Raw genomic sequence first — 19,293 nt, 5'->3', positions numbered from 1 at the left:
GGCCGCTGATACGGACGAGGACTAAGAGAAGCCATGGGCATCCGCAAGTACAAGCCGACGACTCCGGGCCGTCGTGGCGCCAGCGTCGCCGACTTCGTCGAGATCACGCGGTCCACGCCGGAGAAGTCGCTGGTCCGCCCGCTGCACAGCAAGGGTGGTCGTAACAACCACGGCCGCGTGACGACTCGCCACCAGGGTGGCGGTCACAAGCGCGCGTACCGTGTCATCGACTTCCGTCGCAACGACAAGGACGGCGTGCCGGCCAAGGTCGCTCACATCGAGTACGACCCCAACCGCACCGCGCGCATCGCGCTCCTGCACTACGCAGACGGCGAGAAGCGCTACATCCTCTGCCCGAACAAGCTGCGTCAGGGCGACCGCATCGAAAACGGTCCGACCGCTGACATCAAGCCGGGCAACAACCTCGCGCTCCGCAACATCCCGGTCGGTACGGTCGTGCACGCGATCGAACTGCGTCCGGGTGGCGGCGCCAAGCTGGCCCGCTCCGCGGGTGCCAGCGTCCAGCTGCTGGCGAAGGAAGGCGCGTTCGCGACCCTCCGCATGCCGTCGGGTGAGATTCGGATGGTCGACGTCCGCTGCCGCGCCACCATCGGCGAGGTCGGCAACGCCGAGCAGTCGAACATCAACTGGGGCAAGGCCGGCCGCATGCGCTGGAAGGGCAAGCGCCCGACCGTCCGCGGTGTGGCGATGAACCCGATCGACCACCCGCACGGTGGTGGTGAGGGCAAGACCTCCGGTGGCCGTCACCCGGTGTCGCCGTGGGGCCAGAAGGAAGGTCGCACGCGCCGGCCGAAGAAGGCCAGCGACAAGCTGATCATCCGCCGCCGCAAGACGAACAAGAAGCGCTAGGAGCAGTCTCGATGCCGCGCAGTCTGAAGAAGGGACCCTTCGTCGACGGCCACCTCATCAAGAAGGTGGACGTGCAGAACGAGAAGGGCACCAAGAACGTCATCAAGACCTGGTCCCGTCGCTCGATGATCGTCCCGGCGATGCTGGGCCACACCATCGCGGTGCACGACGGCCGCAAGCACGTCCCGGTGTTCGTCACCGAGGCGATGGTCGGCCACAAGCTCGGCGAGTTCGCCCCGACCCGGACCTTCCGTGGCCACGAGAAGGACGACCGCAAGTCGCGTCGTCGCTGACCGGCGAGCTACAAGGAAACCGAACTGAGATGAACACGGAGACTTCAATGGAAGCCAGGGCCCAGGCGCGGTACATCCGCGTCACGCCCATGAAGGCTCGCCGGGTTGTCGACCTGATCCGCGGCATGGACGCGGCCGAGGCGCAGGCCATCCTGCGGTTCGCGCAGCAGGCCGCGAGCGAGCCGGTCGGGAAGGTGCTCGACAGCGCCATCGCGAACGCCGGGCACAACCACAACCTGGACACGAACAACCTGTACGTGTCGCAGGCTTACGTGGACGAGGGGCCGACCCTCAAGCGGTTCCGGCCGCGTGCCCAGGGGCGTGCGTACCGCATCCGCAAGCGCACCAGCCACATCACCGTGGTTGTCGCCGAGAAGGAGAGGACCCGCTAGTGGGCCAGAAGGTTAACCCGCACGGGTTCCGCCTCGGTATCACCACGGACTTCAAGTCGCGCTGGTACGCCGACAAGCTTTACAAGGACTACGTCAAGGAAGACGTCGCCATCCGCCGGATGATGACGACGGGCATGGAGCGGGCCGGCATCTCCAAGGTGGAGATCGAGCGCACCCGCGACCGCGTCCGCGTCGACATCCACACCGCCCGGCCGGGCATCGTCATCGGCCGCCGCGGCGCGGAGGCCGACAAGATCCGCGGCAACCTCGAGAAGCTGACCGGCAAGCAGGTCCAGCTGAACATCCTCGAGGTCAAGAACCCCGAGGTCGACGCCCAGCTCGTCGCGCAGGGCGTGGCCGAGCAGCTGTCGTCGCGCGTCTCGTTCCGCCGTGCCATGCGCAAGGCGATGCAGACCGCGATGAAGTCGGGTGCCAAGGGCATCAAGATCCAGTGCGGTGGCCGGCTCGGCGGCGCGGAGATGTCGCGCTCCGAGTTCTACCGCGAGGGTCGCGTCCCGCTGCACACGCTGCGCGCGAACGTCGAGTACGGCTTCTTCGAGGCCCGCACGACCTTCGGCCGCATCGGCGTCAAGGTGTGGATCTACAAGGGCGATGTGAAGAACATCGCCGAGGTCCGCGCCGAGAACGCCGCTGCGCGTGCCGGCAACCGCCCGTCCCGTGGCCCCGCCGGTGACCGCCCCCGTGGCGGCGCCCGTGGCGGCGAGCGCGGCGAGCGCGGCGGCCGCGGCGGAGCCCGTGGCGGACGTCCGCAGAACGAGGCGCCGGCTGAGTCCGCCGCCCCGGCTGCCGAGGCCCCGGCTTCGGCGCCCGAGACCGGAACGGAGGCCTGACCCCGATGCTGATCCCCCGCAGGGTCAAGCACCGCAAGCAGCACCACCCCAAGCGCGGTGGTCGGGCCAAGGGCGGTACCGAGCTCGCGTTCGGCGAGTACGGCATCCAGGCCCTGGGCCAGGCGTACGTGACCAACCGGCAGATCGAGTCCGCCCGTATTGCCATCACCCGGCACATCCGCCGTGGTGGCAAGGTCTGGATCAACATCTACCCGGACCGTCCGCTGACCAAGAAGCCGGCCGAGACCCGCATGGGTTCCGGTAAGGGCTCGCCCGAGTGGTGGGTCGCGAACGTCAAGCCCGGTCGGGTGATGTTCGAACTGTCGTACCCGAACGAGAAGGTGGCTCGCGAGGCGCTTCTGCGCGCCACGCACAAGCTGCCGATGAAGTGCCGGATTGTCCGGCGCGAGGCAGGTGAGGCGTGATGGCGGCCGGGACCAAGGCGTCCGAGCTGCGCGACCTGGCGGACGAGGAACTCGTCGCCAAGCTGCGTGAGGCCAAGGAGGAGCTGTTCAACCTCCGTTTCCAGGCGGCGACCGGGCAGCTCGAGAACCACGGGCGGCTCAAGGCGGTCCGCAAGGACATCGCCCGCATCTACACGCTGATGCGTGAGCGCGAGCTCGGCATCGTCAGCGTGGAAGAGGACGGAGGCGCGGCGTGAGCGAGAAGACTGAGATGACTGAGCAGAGCCGGGGATTCCGCAAGACCCGTGAGGGTCTCGTGGTCAGCGACAAGATGGACAAGACCGTCGTCGTCGCTGTCGAAGACCGCGTGAAGCACCCGCTCTACGGCAAGGTCATCCGCCGCACGAGCAAGCTGAAGGCTCACGATGAGCAGAACGCCTGCGGCGTCGGCGACCGCGTCCTCCTGATGGAGACCCGGCCGCTGTCCGCCAGCAAGCGGTGGCGCATCGTAGAGATCCTCGAAAAGGCCAAGTAGCGAGCGCTGGGCAGGCCCACTGTGAAGTGGGCCTGCACCGCGACGTGATGATCAGGAGTTAGACGTGATCCAGCAGGAGTCGCGACTGCGAGTCGCCGACAACACGGGTGCCAAGGAGATTCTTTGCATCCGTGTGCTCGGCGGATCCGGCCGGCGCTACGCGGGCATCGGGGACGTCATTGTGGCCACCGTGAAGGACGCGATCCCCGGTGGCAACGTGAAGAAGGGCGACGTCGTCAAGGCTGTCGTCGTGCGGACCGTCAAGGAGCGCCGCCGTGTCGACGGCTCCTACATCCGCTTCGACGAGAACGCCGCCGTCATCCTCAAGAACGACGGTGAGCCCCGTGGCACCCGTATCTTCGGCCCGGTCGGCCGTGAGCTGCGCGAGAAGAAGTTCATGAAGATCATCTCGCTCGCGCCGGAGGTGCTGTAACCCATGGCGAAGAGCATGAAGATCAAGAAGGGTGACCTGGTCCAGGTCATCACGGGCAAGGACCGCGGCAAGCAGGGCAAGGTCATTGCGGCCTTCCCGGCGGACAACCGCGTCCTCGTCGAGGGTGTCAACCGGATCAAGAAGCACACCAAGGTCGGCCAGTCCGCCAAGGGTGCCAAGACCGGCGGCATCATCACCCAGGAAGCCCCTGTGCACATCAGCAACGTGATGCTGGTCGTGGAGCAGAACGGCAAGAAGGTTCCCACGCGCGTCGGCTACCGTTTCGACGACGAGGGCAACAAGATCCGGATCGCCAAGCGGACCGGTGAGGACATCTGATGACTGTCACCACTGAAGCGAAGGCGCTGCCGCGCCTGAAGCAGCGCTACCGCGACGAGATCAAGGGCAAGCTGCAGGAGGACTTCTCGTACGAGAACGTCATGCAGATCCCGGGTGTCGTCAAGGTCGTCGTCAACATGGGTGTCGGGGACGCGGCTCGCGACTCCAAGCTCATCGAGGGTGCGATCAAGGACCTGATGGCCATCACCGGCCAGAAGCCCCAGGTCACCAAGGCCCGCAAGTCCATCGCGCAGTTCAAGCTGCGCGAGGGCCAGCCGATCGGTGCGCACGTCACGCTGCGCGGCGACCGCATGTGGGAGTTCCTGGACCGCCTGGTCTCGATCGCCCTGCCCCGTATCCGCGACTTCCGCGGTCTGTCGCCGAAGCAGTTCGACGGCAACGGCAACTACACCTTCGGTCTGACCGAGCAGTCGATGTTCCACGAGATCGACCAGGACAAGATCGACCGTGTTCGCGGCATGGACATCACTGTGGTGACCACCGCCAAGAACAACGACGAGGGCCGCGCTCTGCTGCGTCACCTCGGATTCCCGTTCAAGGAGAGCTGACGTGGCGAAGAAGGCCCTGATTGCCAAGGCCGCTCGCAAGCCGAAGTTCGCGGTGCGCGGTTACACGCGCTGCCAGCGGTGCGGTCGTCCGCACTCGGTGTACCGCAAGTTCGGTCTGTGCCGTGTGTGCCTGCGCGTGATGGCGCACGCCGGCGAGCTGCCCGGCGTCACCAAGAGCAGCTGGTAAGCGAACCCCGCTTCCCGGCACTCATCCTCGCTTCGGCGAGGGTGTCCGTTTCAAACGCTGTAGGTCCCGTACCGCAGTCGTCCTGTGTGCCGCCCCTCCTTCGGGAGGGGCGGCCCCGGGACCGATCGCATTTCGGGAAACCGCGGCGAGAAAGGCCCTGAGGCCGTCATGACCATGACCGACCCCATCGCAGACATGCTCACGCGTCTGCGGAATGCCAACTCGGCATATCACGACGATGTCGTGATGCCGTTCAGCAAGATCAAGTCGCACATCGCGGAGATCCTCCAGCAGGAGGGTTACATCCAGGGCTGGCGCGTCGAGGACGCCGAGGTCGGCAAGAACCTCGTCATCGACCTGAAGTACGGCCCGAACCGCGAGCGCTCGGTCGCCGGCATCCGCCGCGTCTCGAAGCCCGGTCTGCGGGTGTACGCAAAGTCCACGAGTCTGCCGAAGGTGCTGGGAGGCCTCGGCGTCGCGATCATCTCGACGTCGCAGGGTCTGCTCACCGACCGTCAGGCCGCCAAGAAGGGCGTGGGCGGGGAAGTCCTCGCCTTCGTCTGGTAACGGGAAAGGAGGATAGGCAATGTCGCGAATCGGACGGCTGCCCATCCCGGTTCCCGCCGGCGTGGACGTCACCATCAATGGCCGCGAGGTCGTCGTGAAGGGCCCCAAGGGCACCCTGTCGCACAATCTCGCAGCTCCGATCGAGATCGCTCTCGAGGACGGCACCCTTGCGGTGACCCGCCCCAACGACGAGCGCCTCTCGAAGGCCCTCCACGGGCTGTCCCGGACGCTGGTGGCGAACATGATCACCGGTGTGACCCAGGGATACGTGAAGAAGCTCGAGATCAGCGGTGTCGGTTACCGTGTCGCAGCGAAGGGCTCCTCGCTGGAGTTCGCGCTGGGATACAGCCACCCCATCGTCGTCGACGCCCCCGAGGGCATCACCTTCGTCGTCGAGAGCCCGACCAAGTTCGAGGTCCAGGGCATCGACAAGCAGAAGGTCGGCGAGGTCGCCGCGAACATCCGCAAGCTTCGCAAGCCCGACCCGTACAAGGCCAAGGGCGTGAAGTACGCGGGTGAGGTCATCCGCCGCAAGGTCGGAAAGGCTGGTAAGTAGGCATGGCCGTCGGTGTGAAGGCCGGCAAGGGAGTGGCGAAGAAGTCCACCTCCCGGAAGCGTCGGCACATCCGGGTCCGGAAGCGTGTTTCCGGTACCCCCCAGCGGCCTCGTCTGGTCGTGACCCGTTCCACGCGCCACATCGTGGCGCAGGTGATCGACGACCTGGCCGGTGTCACCCTGGCCTCCGCCTCGACGATGGACGCGTCCATCCTCGGCGGAGAGGGCGACAAGACCGCGAAGGCGCGCAAGGTCGGCGAGCTCGTCGCTGAGCGGGCCAAGGCTGCGGGCATCGAGACCGTGGTGTTCGACCGTGGTGGCAACAAGTACCACGGCCGTATCGCCGCGCTTGCCGATGCCGCGCGCGAGGGCGGGCTGGCGTTCTGAGCCCGCTGGTCCGGACAAGCTTCGTACGACAGATGAGGAATTTCTGATGGCTGGACCCCAGCGCCGCGGTGGCGGCGCCGGCGGCGGCGAGCGTCGGGACCGGCGGGATCGGCGCGACGGCGGCGCCGCCGCCGAGAAGACCGCCTACGTCGAGCGCGTCGTCGCGATCAACCGTGTGGCCAAGGTAGTCAAGGGTGGTCGCCGCTTCAGCTTCACCGCGCTGGTCGTGGTGGGCGACGGCGACGGCACCGTGGGTGTCGGTTACGGCAAGGCCAAGGAGGTGCCGGCCGCCATCGCCAAGGGTGTGGAGGAGGCCAAGAAGCACTTCTTCAAGGTCCCCCGTATCCAGGGCACCATCCCGCACCCGATCCAGGGTGAGGCGGCGGCCGGTGTCGTGCTGCTCAAGCCGGCTTCCCCCGGTACCGGCGTCATCGCCGGTGGCCCGGTGCGTGCCGTGCTCGAGTGCGCGGGCATCCACGACGTGCTGAGCAAGTCGCTCGGCTCGGACAACGCGATCAACATCGTTCACGCGACGGTGGCGGCCCTCAAGGGCCTCCAGCGTCCCGAGGAGATCGCGGCTCGCCGCGGGCTCCCGCTGGAGGACGTGGCCCCGGCCGCGCTGCTGCGGGCCCGCGCGGGAGTGGGTGCGTAATGGCACGTCTCAAGGTCACGCAGACCCGATCGAAGATCGGCAGCAAGCAGAACCAGCGGGACACTCTCCGTTCGCTCGGTCTCAAGCGCGTCCACGACGTGGTCGTCAAGGAAGACCGTCCGGAGATCCGCGGCATGATTTTCACGGTGTCGCACCTCGTCACCGTCGAGGAGGTGGACTGACATGGGTGCTGAGAACCCGCTGAAGGTGCACCACCTGCGGCCCGCCCCCGGTGCCAAGACCGCCAAGACCCGCGTGGGTCGTGGTGAAGGCTCCAAGGGCAAGACCGCCGGTCGCGGCACCAAGGGCACCAAGGCCCGCTACCAGGTTCCGGCCCGCTTCGAGGGTGGGCAGATGCCCCTCCACATGCGGCTGCCGAAGCTGAAGGGCTTCAAGAACCCGTTCCGCACCGAGTTCCAGGTCGTGAACCTGGACAAGATCAGTGCCCTGTACCCCGAGGGCGGCGTCGTGACCGTCGACGACCTCGTGGCCAAGGGTGCGGTTCGCAAGAACCAGCTGGTCAAGGTGCTCGGCCAGGGCGAGATCACCGTCGCGGTGCAGGTGCAGGCGCATGCCTTCTCCGGCTCCGCGAAGGACAAGATCGCCGCGGCCGGCGGCTCGGCCGACGAGCTCTAAGAGCGCCAACGGCTTCTTTGCAGGGGCGCCACGCCGGTAAGGTGGTGGCGCCCCTGCGTCGTATGCGGCCAGGCCGCGCGAGCACCGTAGGGATGCCGGTGCGGGACGGTGGGATGTCGAGTCCACGTCCACGCAGCAAATCTCGCGGTCCGTGCGAACTTTCTGCCGACCGACGCTGTTATTGTCCGTGAGGTTCCATACCGGGACCGGCCCGTGGCCTACGGGACCGATCGATCAAACGACTCGCCCGACGGGCGAGGCGCAGGAGGCAGTGTGCTCACCGCGTTCGCACGGGCGTTCCGCACGCCCGACCTGCGCAAGAAGCTGCTCTTCACACTGGGGATCATCGTCCTTTTCCGGATCGGGTCGCACATCCCGGTCCCGGGCGTGTCCTTCCAGATGGTCCGCAAGTGCGTCGACGCCGCGGACCAGGGCGGCCTCTTCGGCCTGGTGAACATGTTCAGCGGCGGTGCGCTGCTCCAGCTGACGATCTTCGCGCTCGGGATCATGCCGTACATCACGGCGAGCATCATCCTGCAGCTGCTGACGGTCGTCATTCCGCGTCTGGAAGCCCTCAAGAAGGAGGGCCAGGCGGGCACCGCCAAGATCACGCAGTACACCCGATACCTCACCATCGCGCTGGCGATCCTGCAGTCCACCGCGCTGGTGGCGACCGCGCGCAGCGGCGCGCTGTTCAACAGCTCCGGCGGCGAGTGCCAGCCGGACCAGATCGTCCCCGACCAGAGCCTGTTCCGCATCCTCGTCATGGTGATGGTCATGACCGCGGGCACCTCGGTGATCATGTGGCTGGGCGAGCTGGTGACCGACCGCGGCATCGGCAACGGCATGTCGATCCTGATGTTCGTCTCGGTGGCGGCCGGCTTCCCGGCGGCGCTGTGGAACATCAAGCAGACCGGCACCCTGGGCGGCGGCTGGGTCGCCTTCTTCACCGTCATCGCGGTGGGCCTGCTGATGGTCGGCCTGGTCGTCTTCGTCGAGCAGGCGCAGCGCAGGATCCCCGTGCAGTACGCCAAGCGGATGATCGGGCGCCGTGCTTACGGCGGCACGTCGACCTACATCCCGCTGAAGGTCAACCAGGCGGGCATCATCCCCGTGATCTTCGCCTCTTCGCTGCTGTACATCCCGGCTCTGATCGCGCAGTTCAGCGGAAGCACTTCCGGCTGGGCCGTGTGGATCGAACGCAACTTCGTGCAGGGTGACCACCCGCTTTACATGGCGACCTACTTCCTCCTGATCGTGTTCTTCGCCTTCTTCTACGTGGCGATCACGTTCAACCCCGAGGAAGTTGCCGACAACATGAAGAAGTATGGTGGTTTCATCCCGGGCATCCGCGCCGGCAGACCGACTGCGGAGTACCTGAACTACATCCTTACCCGGATCACCTGGCCCGGATCGCTCTACCTGGGCATGATCGCGCTCGTACCCATGATCGCGCTCGTGCTCTTCAACGCCACCAACAACTTCCCGTTCGGCGGCACGAGCATCCTGATCATCGTGGGAGTGGGTCTGGAAACCGTGAAGCAGATCGAGAGCCAGCTCCAGCAGCGCAACTACGAAGGCTTCCTCCGCTAAATGCGTATCGTTCTTGTGGGCCCTCCCGGCGCGGGTAAGGGAACCCAGGCCCAGTACATCGCCGCAGACCTGTCGATCCCCGCGATCTCGACGGGCGATCTCTTCCGCTTCAACGTCTCGCAGATGACGCCGCTGGGCATCGAGGCGAAGAAGTACATGGACGCGGGCAACCTCGTCCCCGACGAAGTCACCATCGGCATGGTCCGGGACCGCCTCGCGCAGCCGGACGCCGCCGACGGGTTCCTGCTCGACGGGTTCCCGCGCAACACGGCGCAGGCCAAGGTGCTGGACGAGATATTGGCCGAGCACGGCACCAAGCTCGACGCCGTCCTCGAGCTCGAGGTCCCGGCCAAGGAGATCATCCAGCGGCTGTCCGGCCGCCGGCAGTGCCGTGCCCACGGGCACGTGTGCCACGTCTTCTTCGACCGGCCGAAGGTCGAGGGCATCTGCGACGAGTGCGGCAGCGAGCTCTACCAGCGCGACGACGACCGCGAAGAGACGGTCAAGCACCGTCTCGACGTGTTCAAGGAGCAGACCGAGCCGCTGATCGGGTACTACTCCGAACAGGGCATTCTCGTGGTGATCGATGCTCTCGGGCGGGTGCCCGAGGTCACCGAGCGCGCGAAGACCGCACTCAAGGCCTTCACCGAGGACTGAGGCGTTCTCCGGCGGCACCCGTCGAACAGCGCAGCACCGAGCAGTACGAGGCAGCACGGCAAGACCCGCACATGGGCGATCCGGGATCACTCCCGGGTCGCCCATGTTCGTTGCGGCGAGCGGGTACAGGAAGGCAGCCCGGGCACCTGCCCGGACGACGAGGACGCCGACGAGGCGCGGAAGGAACAGCAGGCCGGTGATCAAGAGGCGGCGCAGCAAGATCGAGCGCAAGACCCCGGAGCAGATCGAGAAGATGCGGCTCGCGGGTGCGGTGGTCGCCGAGACCCTGCAGAAGCTGCGCGCGGCCGCGGTGCCGGGCATCAGCACGCGCGAGCTGGACGCGCTGGCCGAGCGCAGCATCCGGGAGGCCGGGGCGATCCCGTCGTTCAAGGGCTACCACGGGTTCCCGGCGTCGATCTGCGCGTCGGTCAACGACGTGGTGGTGCACGGCATCCCGGACGACGTGCCGCTGCGCGAGGGCGATCTGATCTCGATCGACTGCGGGGCGATCCTGGCCGGCTGGCACGGCGACTCGGCGATCACCGTCGCGGTCGGCGCGGTGCCCGACGAGCTGGCCGAGCTCAGCCGGGTGTGCGAGGAGTCGATGTGGGCCGGCATCGCCGCGGCGAAGCCGGGCGGGCGGCTGACCGACATCAGCCACGCGATCGAGCAGGCCATCCGGGCCAACACGCCGGCGAGCGGCGGCAAGTACGGCATCGTCCAGGACTACGGCGGCCACGGCATCGGCACCGAGATGCACCAGGACCCGCACATCCTCAACTACGGGAAGCCGGGGCAGGGCCCCGAGCTGCTGCCCGGGGTGTGCCTGGCGATCGAGCCGATGGTGACGCTGGGCCGTCCGGACACGTACACGATGCCGGACGACTGGACGGTGAAGACCACGGCCGGCGGGTACGCGTCGCACTGGGAGCACTCCATCGCGGTCACCGAGGACGGCCCGGTCGTCCTCACCGCGCTGCCGAAGTAGCCCTGCCCGTAGGCCGGCCGGCAGTCCGGCCGGCAGCCCGGCCGCGCAGGAGTCCCGCCGGGGCGCCCGCTGTCCTACGCTGTGCCGGTGGACAGTGACGCTACGCGCCCGGCGGGCGCCGCGGACCGGGCGCGCGTGACCGACGCGCTGCGCGAGGAGATGGCCGCGGGCCGGCTGCCGCTTGCCGACTACCAGGCCCGGCTCGGCCGCGTGAAGCGGGCCGCGACGGTCGGCGAGCTGGATGCGGTGCTGCACGATCTGCCGTCCCGGCGGGACCGGGCGGACGACGATGCGGAGCGGCCCGGCGGCGGCGCCGCCGGGCCGCCGGGGGAGTCCGGGACCGCGGCCGGACGGGTGCCGAAGGCGACACGCGGGGGCTGTGCGGGCGTACTCTTGTTGACGGTCGCCGCTGCTTATGCGGTAAGGTCCGCCGCCCGGTTTCCCATCTCGCGGGTGCGTGCCTTAGACTGACTCGTCGGCTTGTCTGTAGCCGCTTTTTGCCGCGCCTCTCGGCGCCGGCCCGCGGTGGACACAGAAGCCGAAGGTAGACGATTCCCGAGTAGACGAAACGCGGAGGACATGCCGAAGAAGCAAGGGGCCATCGAGATCGAGGGCACTGTCATCGAATCTCTCCCCAACGCCATGTTCCGCGTCGAACTGCAGAACGGGCACAAGGTCCTCGCTCACATCAGCGGAAAGATGCGGATGCACTACATCCGGATCCTCCCGGACGACCGCGTGGTCGTCGAGCTGAGCCCGTACGACCTGACCCGCGGTCGGATCGTCTACCGCTACAAGTAGGCGAGCTCCGCGCCTCGTCCCGTTCCCCGGGCAGGCCGCGGCTGCGAACCGATAACCGCCTCGGCGACGAGGGTGCCCACGGGTGCCCTTGTCAGCACGTACCGGAGAGATCATGAAGGTCAAGCCGAGCGTCAAGAAGATCTGTGACAAGTGCAAGGTGATCCGCCGTCACGGCCGGGTCATGGTGATCTGCGAGAACCTGCGCCACAAGCAGCGCCAGGGCTGATCGCAGCACCGCGCACGCGGCACGAGATCGTCGCGCGACGCACCACGTAAATGTCGTAGCACCCGACCCCCGCAGCAGCTAGGCGCGGGACGCCACCCCCGGTTGGAGGCCGGGGACCGAAGGATCCAGAGCGAGCCTTCCGGACCGGTGCTGCGCATCACCTCCAACGAACCCAGGAGCCACATACATGGCACGCCTCGTCGGCGTAGACCTGCCCCGCGACAAGCGGGTCGAGGTCGCACTCACCTACATCTTCGGCGTCGGTCGCACCCGCGCGCTGGAGACCCTGAGCAACACCGGCGTCAACGCGGACACCCGCGTGCGCGACCTGACCGAGGACGACCTGGTCAAGCTGCGTGACTGGATCGACGCGAACTACCGCGTCGAGGGCGACCTGCGCCGCGAGGTGCAGGCCGACATCCGCCGCAAGGTCGAGATCGGCTGCTACGAGGGCCTGCGCCACCGTCGTGGCCTGCCCGTCCGCGGTCAGCGCACGCACACCAACGCGCGTACCCGCAAGGGCCCGCGCCGCGCCATCGCCGGCAAGAAGAAGCCCGGCAAGAAGTAGTCCGCTTTCGCCGGATCAGACGGTCCCCGTCGCTAGCAGCGGACCGACGACCTCAGGAGTTTCCAGCAGATGCCTCCCAAGAGCCGCACCGGCGCCAAGAAGGTGCGCCGCAAGGAAAAGAAGAACGTCGCTCACGGGCACGCCCACATCAAGAGCACGTTCAACAACACGATCGTGTCGATCACCGACCCGAACGGCAACGTGATCTCGTGGGCCTCCGCGGGCCACGTGGGCTTCAAGGGTTCGCGCAAGTCGACCCCGTTCGCCGCGCAGATGGCCGCCGAGTCGGCTGCCCGCCGTGCCCAGGAGCACGGCATGCGCAAGGTCGACGTCTTCGTCAAGGGCCCGGGTTCCGGTCGTGAGACCGCCATCCGCTCGCTCCAGGCGACCGGCCTTGAGGTGGGTTCCATCCAGGACGTCACCCCCGTGCCGCACAACGGCTGCCGCCCCCCCAAGCGCCGCCGCGTCTGACCTGAAGCCGAGTAGGAGTTAAAGAACCATGGCGCGTTACACCGGCGCTGACTGCAAGCGCTGCCGTCGCGAGAAGATGAAGCTGTTCCTCAAGGGCAGCAAGTGCGAAGGGCCGAAGTGCCCGATCGAGATCCGTCCTTACCCGCCGGGTGAGCACGGTCGCGGCCGCACCAAGGACAGCGAGTACCTGCTGCAGATGCGCGAGAAGCAGAAGTGCGCGCGCATCTACGGCGTCCTCGAGAAGCAGTTCCGCGGCTACTACGAGGAGGCGAACCGCAAGCAGGGCAAGACCGGCGAGAACCTGCTCCGCATCCTCGAGTCGCGTCTGGACAACGTGGTCTACCGCGCGGGCTTCGCCAAGTCGCGCGACCACGCCCGCCAGCTGGTCCGCCACGGCCACATCCTGGTCAACGGCGTCAAGACCGACATCCCGTCGGCCCGCGTCTCCGAGGCCGACATCATCGAGGTCCGCAAGGAATCGCTCGAGCTGACCCCGTTCGTGGTCGCTCGTGCGGAGGCCGGCGAGCGCCCCGTTCCCGCGTGGATCGAGGTCATCCCGAGCAAGATGCGCATCCTCGTGCACTCCCTGCCCGCGCGTCAGGTCATCGACACGCAGGTCCAGGAGCAGCTCATCGTCGAGCTCTACTCCAAGTAAGCGAGTAGAAGTACGACAAAAAGGGTCGGGCGGGACGGTTTTCCACCGTTCCGCCCGTACCCTTGCCATAGCCGTCGGTGTCATATAGCGGGCACCGAAGACATGGAGGAAAACCATGCTTATCGCACAGCGTCCCACTCTGACCGAGGACGTCGTCGACGAATTCCGGTCCCGGTTCGTCATCGAGCCGCTGGAGCCGGGCTTCGGCTACACCCTCGGCAACTCGCTGCGCCGTACGCTCCTCTCCTCGATCCCGGGTGCTGCCGTCACGAGCATCCGCATCGACGGTGTCCTGCACGAGTTCACCACCGTGCCGGGCGTCAAGGAGGACGTCACCGACCTCATCCTCAACATCAAGCAGCTGGTCGTCTCCTCGGAGCACGACGAGCCGGTCGTGATGTACCTGCGCAAGCAGGGCCCGGGTGTGGTCACCGCCGGCGACATCGCGCCCCCGGCCGGTGTCGAGGTGCACAACCCCGAGCTGGTCCTGGCCACGCTGAACGCCAAGGGCAAGCTGGAGATGGAGCTGACCGTCGAGCGCGGTCGCGGCTACGTCTCCGCGGTGCAGAACAAGCAGGCGGGCCAGGAGATCGGCCGTATCCCGGTCGACTCGATCTACTCGCCGGTCATGAAGGTCACGTACAAGGTCGAGGCCACCCGTGTCGAGCAGCGCACGGACTTCGACAAGCTGATCGTGGACGTCGAGACCAAGCCGTCGATGCGTCCGCGCGACGCGATGGCGTCGGCCGGCAAGACCCTGGTCGAGCTGTTCGGTCTGGCCCGCGAGCTCAACGTCGACGCCGAGGGCATCGACATGGGCCCGTCGCCGACGGACGCCGCGCTCGCGGCCGACCTGGCGCTGCCGATCGAGGAGCTCGAGCTCACGGTCCGCTCGTACAACTGCCTCAAGCGCGAGGGCATCCACACCGTGGGCGAGCTCGTCGCGCGCAGCGAGGCGGACCTGCTGGACATCCGCAACTTCGGTGCGAAGTCCATCGACGAGGTCAAGGCGAAGCTGGCCGGCATGGGCCTGGCCCTCAAGGACAGCCCGCCCGGATTCGACCCGACCGCCGCTGCGGACAGCTTCGGCGACGAGGACGACCACGGCTTCGCGGAGACCGAGCAGTACTGATACTGCCCGGACACGCTGCGGGGGTCCGGGGGTCGTCCCCCGGATAAGCGCAGTGCGGAGACCGAGCAGTACTGATACTGCCCGGACACGCTGCGGGGGTCCGGGGGTCGTCCCCCGGATAAGCGCAGTGCGGAGACCGAGCAGTACTGATCCGCTCCGCGGATCGCAACGCACGTCGTGCGTAACGGCTTTCGGGCCGATACGTGCGGACCGCCCCGGGCATTTTCGCTCGGGGCTCGCGTCCGGGCCGACCGGCCCGGGCGGACTGACACCGGTACCTGACACGGCCGGTGCAGGGCTATCAAGGAGAAAGCAATGCCCCGTCCCGCAAAGGGAGCCCGCCTCGGCGGCGGCCCGGCCCACGAGCGTCTGCTCCTGTCGGGTCTCGCGACCGCGCTGTTCGAGCACGGCCGCATCACCACCACCGAGGCCAAGGCGCGCCGCCTGCGCCCGGTCGCGGAGAAGCTGATCACCAAGGCGAAGCGCGGCGACCTGCACGCGCGCCGCCAGGTGCTCACCGTCGTCCGCGACAAGAGCGTCGTGCACACCCTGTTCGAGGAGATCGGCCCGCGTTACGCGAACCGTCCCGGCGGCTACACCCGTATCACCAAGATCGGGAACCGCAAGGGCGACAACGCGCCGATGGCCGTGATCGAGCTGGTCGAGGCCCTCACCGTCGCGCAGACCGCGGTCGGCGAGGCCGAGGCCGCCACCAAGCGCTCCGTCAAGGAGCAGGAGGCGGCGAAGGCCGAGGAGACCAAGGTCGAGGCCGCCGAGGCCGAGACCGAGGCCGTCGAGGAGGCCCCCGAGGCCGCCGCCGACGAGGCTGTCGACACGGAGAAGAAGGACGCCTGATCCGGCGCCCGACTGATCTTGTGCGGGCCCGCTACCGCCCTTCGGGGTGGGAGCGGGCCCGCGCTGTTTCCTGAGAGCGGATGGGGAAGACAGGCGTGACCGACCTGACAGCGCCGCCCGAGCCGGTCCGGTTGCGGATCGATCTGGCGTACGACGGCACGGATTTCTCCGGGTGGGCCAGGCAGCCCGGCCTGCGGACCGTGCAGGGCTGCCTGGAGGAGGCCCTGACGACGGTGCTGCGGCTGCCGGAGCCCGCCCAGCTGACCGTGGCCGGGCGGACCGACGCAGGCGTGCACGCGCGCGGGCAGGTGGCGCATGTGGACATCCCGGCGGACAAGTGGACGATGGACGGCCACCAGCTGGTGCGCCGGCTGTCCGGGACACTGCCGCGCGATGTGCGGGTGCGCTCGGTGTCGGTGGCGCCGGAGGGCTTCGATGCGCGGTTCGCCGCCGAGTGGCGGCGCTACGCGTACCGGATCAGCGACACGCCGGGCGGGGTCGACCCGCTGCGGCGTACGCATGTGGTGTGGCACGACCGGCCGTTGGACGTGGACGTCATGAACGAGGCGGCCGGGCTGATGCTCGGCGACCACGACTTCGCGGCGTACTGCAAGCGCCGCGAGGGGGCGTCGACGGTGCGCTGCCTCAAGGAGTTCCACTGGGTCCGCGAGACCCCGGGCGAGGCCGATGCCGGGCCCGGTTTCACGCCGCTGGTGATCGCCTCGGTGCGCGCCGACGCGTTCTGCCACAACATGGTCCGCTCGCTGGTGGGCGCGATGATGGCGGTCGGCTCCGGCCGGCGGCCGGTGCGCTGGCCCGCCGAGATACTGGCGCGCGGCGTGCGGGACTCGTCGGTGCACGTGGCGCCGGCGCACGGGCTGGTCCTGGAGGAGGTCGCGTACCCCTCGGACGAGCGGCTCGCGGAGCGCGCGGCGAAGGCCAAGCGGCACCGGCTGGACCTGGTCTGACCTGCGCAGACCCGGTCCTGCCGGGGTCTCGTCGATGATGCTCCGCCGGGCGGCGGCGCCGCCCGCGGGTCAGCCCTGGAGCTGCTTCTCGGCGTCCGCCTTGGCCTTCTCGTAGATGGCCTGCGAGGTCTTCTCGCCGCGCTTCTCCAGGACCGCGCGCACCCAGGCGTCGACGTCGTTGCCGAGCTGGTCGACCTTGGGGTCGGGGCCGGTGAGCTTGTTCTCGGTGCCCGGGTAGCCGACGACCGCGAAGATGCCGTAGCGGCCGTACGAGTTCGTCTGCCGGGCGCACTGCACGCCGGGCTTGCCGGGGGTCGGCTCGGGGCAGAGCGCCTTCACCGGGCCGCCGGGAAGGCCGGTCACCGCGGCCACCTGGTACTTCTCGTTGCCCTGTACGGCAGCGGCCTTGGCGTCCTCGGGTGTGGCGAACGCGCCGAGGGCGACGGTCGCCGCGGTGCCGTCGGCGGCGGTCACCGTGACGCGGATCATCTGCGCGCACTGGTTGTTGCGCAGGATCTTGGCGAGTTCGGCGTTCACCGCGTTCGCGCAGGTGTTGTCGAGCTGGGTGCCGACCACGGTGTAAGTGCGGCCGCCCTGGGTGACCTTGGCGTCCGGGAAGAGCTCCGCGGCGGTGAACGGGGCGGTGTCCAGGGCCGGATCGGCGAGCACTTTCGCGGCACCGGGTGCGGGCGGGATGGACGGCGCCGGCTTGAACGTGGGCTTGGGGGCTGCCGGGGCGGAAGTCGCCGGTGCCGCGCTGCCGCTGCCGGTGTTCGCGGCGGGCTTGGCGTCGTCGCCCTCGGAGATCTTGATGGAGGCGAAGGCTATGCCGGCGCCGATCGCCAGCACGCCGACCACGGCGCCCGCCCAGATGGCCACGCGCCGCCGCCGGTTGCTGCGGCCGGCCTCCTCGGCGAGGGCGCCCCAGTCGGGTTCGCCGTCCCGGTTGCCGTGTGCGGCGGCCGGGAACGGGCTTGCTGGGGCGGCCTGCGTCGGCTGCTCGTACGCCTGCCGGCCGTACTGCCCTTGCTGCCCGTACGGCGCGGACTGCGTTGCCCCGTAAGGGTCTTGGGGCGCTTCCTGGCCGTATCCGGGCGCTCCGCCGTAGTTCTGCCCGGGCGGCGGCCCGTACGGGTCCGCACCGGGGCTGCCGGGGCCCTGGTAGACCGGCGGCCCCGGTCGCACACTCCACGGCGACTGCGCGGGTTCACCGGGTTCTCCCGGATGTCCCTGACCGCGGTTGTAGCCGTTGCTGTCCCCACTCACGGCAGCCTCCCCACCGTTCGAGCCCCCAGTCTCGGGCGCAGCATACTGGCGTGGTCGGATCTGCTCCGCGGGGCGGATACGATGGAGAGCAGGGGAGGGGGCTCGGGGAGCACAGCCCCCCGAAGCTCGTTTTGACCGGCACCCCGTAAACCCGGTATTCTGCCGGTTCGTTGTGCGTATTGGCTTGCTTGAGTGAAGTCGGTACGCCGGGCGCCGCAAGAGGCCCACCGGCAGCACCCCGCATTGGTTTCCACACCAGTTATTGCGTGGGAGTCGCCGGAACCGGCCAGAGCGCCATCCCGTCAGCACACACTCACGAAGAAGCGAAGGCTATCGACCGTGCGCACGTACAGCCCTAAGCCCGGCGACGTCCAGCGTCAGTGGCACGTCATCGACGCGACCGATGTCGTGCTCGGCCGTCTGTCCACCCAGGCCGCTGCCCTGCTCCGGGGCAAGCACAAGCCGGTGTACGCGCCGCACGTCGACACCGGCGACTTTGTCATCATCATCAACGCCGACAAGGTTCACCTGTCCGGCAACAAGCGGACCCAGAAGATGGCGTACCGCCACTCTGGCCACCCGGGCGGTCTCCGCGCGGTCCGCTACGACGACCTGCTCTCCAAGAACCCGGAGAAGGCCGTCGAGAAGGCCATCAAGGGCATGCTCCCCAAGAACACCCTGGGCCGGCAGATGCTGTCGAAGCTCAAGGTGTACGCGGGTTCGGAGCACCCGCACCAGGCGCAGCAGCCGGTGCCGTTCGAGATCACCCAGGTCGCGCAGTAGTCACGGCCACAAGTCGGCCGCTTCGTGCGGTCGAGGATTGCTAAAAGGAGAATCGTGGCCGAGACCACCGCTGAGGCCCCCATCGAGGAGACGACCGAAGAGGTCACCCTCGAGAGCTACACCTCGGAGTCCCTTGCCGGTCGTTTCACCGACCCGCAGCCGGGCAACGCCACTGGCCGCCGCAAGGAGGCCATCGCCCGCGTGCGCATCGTGCCGGGCACCGGCAAGTGGAAGATCAACGGGCGGACGCTCGAGAACTACTTCCCGAACAAGGTCCACCAGCAGCTCGTCAACGAGCCGTTCAAGATCCTTGAGCTGGACGAGAAGTACGACGTGGTCGCGCGCATCTCCGGCGGCGGCGTCTCCGGCCAGGCCGGCGCGCTGCGCCTGGGCGTGGCCCGTGCGCTGAACGAGGCGGACGTCGAGCTGAACCGTCCGGCGCTGAAGAAGGCCGGCTTCCTGACCCGTGACGCGCGCGCCACCGAGCGCAAGAAGCCGGGTCTGAAGAAGGCCCGCAAGGCTCCGCAGTACAGCAAGCGCTAAATCTGCGCGGCGCTGCCTGCATTTTGCATCGGGCCCCGGGGCACAGTCTGTGCCTCGGGGCCCGATGTTTTTGTTGCTTCCATACTCTGCGTGCGTTGTGCTCGAAGTTGTCGTGGT

General features: G+C 68.1%; 32 protein-coding genes. 31 read left to right on the top strand and 1 reads right to left on the bottom strand.

What is annotated here, in order from left to right; translation table 11 throughout:
- Positions 1 to 33 precede the first annotated feature (33 nt).
- The 29 genes from rplB to truA all read left to right on the top strand — a co-directional run bounded on the left by rplB (position 34) and on the right by truA (position 16,584).
- Positions 34 to 870: a 50S ribosomal protein L2 gene (gene rplB / locus LZ495_RS23400; protein ID WP_235054809.1), complete on the top strand. Its 837-nt coding sequence runs from the start codon at positions 34 to 36 to the stop codon at positions 868 to 870.
- A gap of 11 nt (positions 871 to 881) precedes the next feature.
- Positions 882 to 1,163 (top strand): 30S ribosomal protein S19, encoded by a 282-nt coding sequence (rpsS, locus tag LZ495_RS23395; RefSeq protein WP_235054808.1) that lies wholly within the window; start codon positions 882 to 884, stop codon positions 1,161 to 1,163.
- Between the two features lie 47 nt (positions 1,164 to 1,210).
- Entirely contained in the window at positions 1,211 to 1,555 is a 345-nt protein-coding gene (rplV, locus tag LZ495_RS23390) for a 50S ribosomal protein L22 (protein ID WP_235054807.1), read from the top strand.
- A complete protein-coding gene (gene rpsC / locus LZ495_RS23385; RefSeq protein WP_235054806.1) occupies positions 1,555 to 2,406 on the top strand; it encodes a 30S ribosomal protein S3 in 852 nt (283 codons plus the stop codon). Before rplV ends, rpsC begins: the two co-directional genes overlap by 1 nt.
- A 5-nt stretch (positions 2,407 to 2,411) precedes the next feature.
- Positions 2,412 to 2,831, top strand: a complete 420-nt coding sequence (gene rplP, locus LZ495_RS23380) for a 50S ribosomal protein L16 (RefSeq protein WP_235054805.1) — start codon at positions 2,412 to 2,414, stop codon at positions 2,829 to 2,831.
- On the top strand, positions 2,831 to 3,067 hold the full coding sequence (gene rpmC / locus LZ495_RS23375; protein WP_235054804.1) for a 50S ribosomal protein L29: 237 nt from the start codon (positions 2,831 to 2,833) through the stop codon (positions 3,065 to 3,067). The genes rplP and rpmC overlap by 1 nt, the downstream gene beginning before the upstream one ends.
- Positions 3,068 to 3,081: 14 nt before the next feature.
- Complete coding sequence (gene rpsQ / locus LZ495_RS23370; RefSeq protein WP_235054840.1) at positions 3,082 to 3,345, top strand: 30S ribosomal protein S17; 264 nt, start codon at positions 3,082 to 3,084, stop codon at positions 3,343 to 3,345.
- 64 nt (positions 3,346 to 3,409) lie between these two features.
- Positions 3,410 to 3,778: a 50S ribosomal protein L14 gene (gene rplN / locus LZ495_RS23365; protein WP_235054803.1), complete on the top strand. Its 369-nt coding sequence runs from the start codon at positions 3,410 to 3,412 to the stop codon at positions 3,776 to 3,778.
- Between the two features lie 15 nt (positions 3,779 to 3,793).
- Positions 3,794 to 4,117, top strand: coding sequence for a 50S ribosomal protein L24 (gene rplX / locus LZ495_RS23360; RefSeq protein WP_235054839.1), 324 nt, complete (start codon positions 3,794 to 3,796; stop codon positions 4,115 to 4,117).
- Entirely contained in the window at positions 4,117 to 4,686 is a 570-nt protein-coding gene (rplE, locus tag LZ495_RS23355; protein ID WP_235054802.1) for a 50S ribosomal protein L5, read from the top strand. The genes rplX and rplE overlap by 1 nt, the downstream gene beginning before the upstream one ends.
- Before the next feature lies 1 nt (position 4,687).
- The gene (locus LZ495_RS23350) at positions 4,688 to 4,873 is read left to right on the top strand and encodes a type Z 30S ribosomal protein S14 (protein WP_179814568.1); all 186 of its coding nucleotides are present in this window, start codon (positions 4,688 to 4,690) and stop codon (positions 4,871 to 4,873) included.
- Positions 4,874 to 5,041: 168 nt separating this feature from the next.
- Positions 5,042 to 5,440, top strand: coding sequence for a 30S ribosomal protein S8 (gene rpsH / locus LZ495_RS23345; RefSeq protein ID WP_235054801.1), 399 nt, complete (start codon positions 5,042 to 5,044; stop codon positions 5,438 to 5,440).
- 19 nt (positions 5,441 to 5,459) lie between these two features.
- Positions 5,460 to 5,996, top strand: a complete 537-nt coding sequence (gene rplF, locus LZ495_RS23340) for a 50S ribosomal protein L6 (protein WP_235054800.1) — start codon at positions 5,460 to 5,462, stop codon at positions 5,994 to 5,996.
- A 2-nt stretch (positions 5,997 to 5,998) separates the two neighbouring features.
- Complete coding sequence (rplR, locus tag LZ495_RS23335; protein ID WP_235054799.1) at positions 5,999 to 6,382, top strand: 50S ribosomal protein L18; 384 nt, start codon at positions 5,999 to 6,001, stop codon at positions 6,380 to 6,382.
- A 46-nt stretch (positions 6,383 to 6,428) separates the two neighbouring features.
- Complete coding sequence (gene rpsE / locus LZ495_RS23330; RefSeq protein ID WP_231778751.1) at positions 6,429 to 7,034, top strand: 30S ribosomal protein S5; 606 nt, start codon at positions 6,429 to 6,431, stop codon at positions 7,032 to 7,034.
- Positions 7,034 to 7,216 (top strand): 50S ribosomal protein L30, encoded by a 183-nt coding sequence (gene rpmD / locus LZ495_RS23325; protein WP_235054798.1) that lies wholly within the window; start codon positions 7,034 to 7,036, stop codon positions 7,214 to 7,216. Before rpsE ends, rpmD begins: the two co-directional genes overlap by 1 nt.
- Before the next feature lies 1 nt (position 7,217).
- Positions 7,218 to 7,670, top strand: coding sequence for a 50S ribosomal protein L15 (gene rplO / locus LZ495_RS23320; protein ID WP_235054797.1), 453 nt, complete (start codon positions 7,218 to 7,220; stop codon positions 7,668 to 7,670).
- Positions 7,671 to 7,943: 273 nt separating this feature from the next.
- Positions 7,944 to 9,263: a preprotein translocase subunit SecY gene (gene secY, locus LZ495_RS23315; protein ID WP_235054796.1), complete on the top strand. Its 1,320-nt coding sequence runs from the start codon at positions 7,944 to 7,946 to the stop codon at positions 9,261 to 9,263.
- Positions 9,264 to 9,920: an adenylate kinase gene (locus LZ495_RS23310; protein WP_235054795.1), complete on the top strand. Its 657-nt coding sequence runs from the start codon at positions 9,264 to 9,266 to the stop codon at positions 9,918 to 9,920.
- Positions 9,921 to 10,119: 199 nt separating this feature from the next.
- Complete coding sequence (gene map / locus LZ495_RS23305) at positions 10,120 to 10,908, top strand: type I methionyl aminopeptidase (protein WP_308268590.1); 789 nt, start codon at positions 10,120 to 10,122, stop codon at positions 10,906 to 10,908.
- Positions 10,909 to 10,995: 87 nt separating this feature from the next.
- Positions 10,996 to 11,379, top strand: a complete 384-nt coding sequence (locus tag LZ495_RS23300; RefSeq protein ID WP_235054794.1) for a DUF1707 SHOCT-like domain-containing protein — start codon at positions 10,996 to 10,998, stop codon at positions 11,377 to 11,379.
- 108 nt (positions 11,380 to 11,487) lie between these two features.
- Positions 11,488 to 11,709: a translation initiation factor IF-1 gene (gene infA, locus LZ495_RS23295; RefSeq protein ID WP_018382544.1), complete on the top strand. Its 222-nt coding sequence runs from the start codon at positions 11,488 to 11,490 to the stop codon at positions 11,707 to 11,709.
- Positions 11,710 to 11,821: 112 nt separating this feature from the next.
- Positions 11,822 to 11,935, top strand: coding sequence for a 50S ribosomal protein L36 (gene rpmJ, locus LZ495_RS23290; RefSeq protein ID WP_009740505.1), 114 nt, complete (start codon positions 11,822 to 11,824; stop codon positions 11,933 to 11,935).
- A 187-nt stretch (positions 11,936 to 12,122) separates the two neighbouring features.
- Positions 12,123 to 12,503 carry a 30S ribosomal protein S13 gene (gene rpsM / locus LZ495_RS23285; protein WP_235054793.1) on the top strand — a complete coding sequence of 127 codons (381 nt, stop codon included), beginning with the start codon at positions 12,123 to 12,125 and terminating at the stop codon, positions 12,501 to 12,503.
- Positions 12,504 to 12,572: 69 nt separating this feature from the next.
- The gene (rpsK, locus tag LZ495_RS23280) at positions 12,573 to 12,974 is read left to right on the top strand and encodes a 30S ribosomal protein S11 (RefSeq protein WP_235054792.1); all 402 of its coding nucleotides are present in this window, start codon (positions 12,573 to 12,575) and stop codon (positions 12,972 to 12,974) included.
- A 28-nt stretch (positions 12,975 to 13,002) separates the two neighbouring features.
- Positions 13,003 to 13,629 (top strand): 30S ribosomal protein S4, encoded by a 627-nt coding sequence (gene rpsD, locus LZ495_RS23275; protein WP_235054791.1) that lies wholly within the window; start codon positions 13,003 to 13,005, stop codon positions 13,627 to 13,629.
- A gap of 115 nt (positions 13,630 to 13,744) precedes the next feature.
- Positions 13,745 to 14,761, top strand: a complete 1,017-nt coding sequence (locus LZ495_RS23270) for a DNA-directed RNA polymerase subunit alpha (protein ID WP_235054790.1) — start codon at positions 13,745 to 13,747, stop codon at positions 14,759 to 14,761.
- Positions 14,762 to 15,076: 315 nt separating this feature from the next.
- Positions 15,077 to 15,616 carry a 50S ribosomal protein L17 gene (gene rplQ, locus LZ495_RS23265; protein WP_235054789.1) on the top strand — a complete coding sequence of 180 codons (540 nt, stop codon included), beginning with the start codon at positions 15,077 to 15,079 and terminating at the stop codon, positions 15,614 to 15,616.
- Between the two features lie 80 nt (positions 15,617 to 15,696).
- Positions 15,697 to 16,584 carry a tRNA pseudouridine(38-40) synthase TruA gene (truA, locus tag LZ495_RS23260; RefSeq protein WP_372498633.1) on the top strand — a complete coding sequence of 296 codons (888 nt, stop codon included), beginning with the start codon at positions 15,697 to 15,699 and terminating at the stop codon, positions 16,582 to 16,584.
- A 69-nt stretch (positions 16,585 to 16,653) separates the two neighbouring features.
- Here the strand turns inward: truA and LZ495_RS23255 are convergent, their stop codons facing one another.
- Positions 16,654 to 17,850 carry a hypothetical protein gene (locus LZ495_RS23255; RefSeq protein WP_235054787.1) on the bottom strand — a complete coding sequence of 399 codons (1,197 nt, stop codon included), beginning with the start codon at positions 17,848 to 17,850 and terminating at the stop codon, positions 16,654 to 16,656.
- A gap of 339 nt (positions 17,851 to 18,189) precedes the next feature.
- Here LZ495_RS23255 and rplM point away from each other — a divergent pair, with 339 nt between their 5' ends.
- Both rplM and rpsI read left to right on the top strand, forming a co-directional pair.
- Positions 18,190 to 18,633, top strand: a complete 444-nt coding sequence (rplM, locus tag LZ495_RS23250) for a 50S ribosomal protein L13 (protein WP_235054786.1) — start codon at positions 18,190 to 18,192, stop codon at positions 18,631 to 18,633.
- Positions 18,634 to 18,687: 54 nt separating this feature from the next.
- Positions 18,688 to 19,176 carry a 30S ribosomal protein S9 gene (gene rpsI / locus LZ495_RS23245; RefSeq protein WP_235054785.1) on the top strand — a complete coding sequence of 163 codons (489 nt, stop codon included), beginning with the start codon at positions 18,688 to 18,690 and terminating at the stop codon, positions 19,174 to 19,176.
- Positions 19,177 to 19,293 lie beyond the last annotated feature (117 nt).

Origin of the sequence: Yinghuangia soli (assembly GCF_021502675.1) — a bacterium.
Taxonomy (GTDB): domain Bacteria; phylum Actinomycetota; class Actinomycetes; order Streptomycetales; family Streptomycetaceae; genus Yinghuangia; species Yinghuangia soli.
The sequence above is the reverse complement of the archived record's forward strand: the minus strand, read 5'-3'. Positions and strand labels throughout refer to the sequence as shown.